Source organism: Rhizobacter sp. P1_G5 (genome assembly GCF_056405435.1).
Genome location: NZ_JBFUCB010000957.1, coordinates 1 through 1,494 on the forward strand (window position 1 = coordinate 1; position 1,494 = coordinate 1,494).

2 protein-coding genes are annotated in these 1,494 nt (G+C 71.6%); one reads left to right on the forward strand and one right to left on the reverse strand.

Annotated features, from left to right (window positions below; all coding sequences use genetic code 11):
• A partial coding sequence (gene ftsY, locus AC1D12_RS33090) for a signal recognition particle-docking protein FtsY (protein ID WP_477845345.1) occupies positions 1-937 on the forward strand: 937 nt, incomplete at its 5' end.
• A gap of 12 nt (positions 938-949) precedes the next feature.
• Here ftsY and AC1D12_RS33095 read toward each other — a convergent pair.
• A partial coding sequence (locus AC1D12_RS33095; protein ID WP_477845346.1) for a DUF2726 domain-containing protein occupies positions 950-1,494 on the reverse strand: 545 nt, incomplete at its 5' end.

The following is a 1,494-nucleotide window of genomic DNA, read 5'->3' on the forward strand; positions in this document are numbered from 1 at the left end:
GGCCGCTGCCGAGCCCGAGCGCCGCAGCTGGGTCGACAAGCTGCGCGGCGGCCTGCGCAAGACCGGCTCCAGCATCGCCCAGGTGTTCACCGGCACGCAGATCGACGAGGCCCTCTATGAAGAACTCGAATCCGCGCTGCTGATGGCCGATGCCGGCGTCAAGGCCACCGAGTTCCTGCTCGACGACCTGCGCCGCCGCGTGAAGGAGGCCCGGGCCACCGACCCGTCGCAGGTCAAGGCGCTGCTCGCCGCGGCGGTGGCCGACCTGCTGCGTCCGCTCGAGAAGCCGCTGCGTGTCGGCGAACACGCGCCCACCGTGATGATGGTGGTCGGCGTCAACGGCGCCGGCAAGACGACCAGCATCGGCAAGCTCACGCGCCACCTCGCCGACAGCGGCCAGAAGGTGCTGCTGGCCGCGGCCGACACCTTCCGTGCCGCCGCGCGCGAGCAGCTCGCGGTGTGGGCCGAGCGCGCCGACGTGCCGCGGCAGGCCGGCTCGGTCGAGATCGTCTCGCAGGCCGATGGCGATCCGGCGGCGGTCAGCTTCGATGCGGTGGTCGCCGGCAAGGCGCGCGGCTGCGACGTCGTCATCGCCGACACCGCCGGCCGGCTGCCGACGCAGCTCCACCTGATGGAGGAGCTGAAGAAGATCCGGCGCGTGATCGCGAAGGCGCAAGAGGGCGCCCCGCACGAGGTGCTGCTGGTGATCGACGGCAACACCGGCCAGAACGCGCTGGCCCAGGTCAAGGCCTTCGACGATGCGCTCGGCCTCACCGGCCTGATCGTCACCAAGCTCGACGGCACCGCGAAGGGCGGCATGCTGGCGGCGATCGCGCGCGAGYGGGCGATCCCGGTCTACTTCATCGGGGTCGGCGAGAAGCTCGAAGACCTGCAGACCTTCAATGCGCGCGAATTCGCGCAGGCCTTGCTGGAGTGACCCGGCGCTGAATCAGCGGGGGCGGGGCGAGTTGCCCGAGCGCGGGATGTTCGGCGGCGCGGCGGATGCCAACGGTGCCGGCGCCGAGTCGATGTCGTCGAACCAGGTCGACGGCGGCGGCTCGCGCATCTCGAGTCCGTCGTCCTCGTCGACCGGGCCGCGGCCGACCGGCTGGTAGCCGGCGGTCGTCGACGGGGCATGCGTCGATGGCGTGCTCTCGCTCGACTTGCTGCCGAGGATCGCGTTGCGCGCACCGGTCGCGCTCGGCAGCGCGTCCTCGCGCCACACGTGCAGCGGAATGCCGGAGGCTTCGAGCACGCGGTCCATGCGGTTGTGGCGCTGCGAGGTGCGTTCCTTCTCCTGCGCCTCGGGCGCGCGGATGTCGACCACCGCGATCACCTGCGAGCTGCTGTCGCAGACCACGAGATCGGCGCAGAGCAAGCCGACGCGGCGCAGCCACTCCGAATACGAATGCCGCGTCGGCACCTTCACGAAGCGCGCCAGCGGCACCTGCGCCAGGATGATGTGCTCCGGCAGCCCGCCGCGCAGCGCGAGGT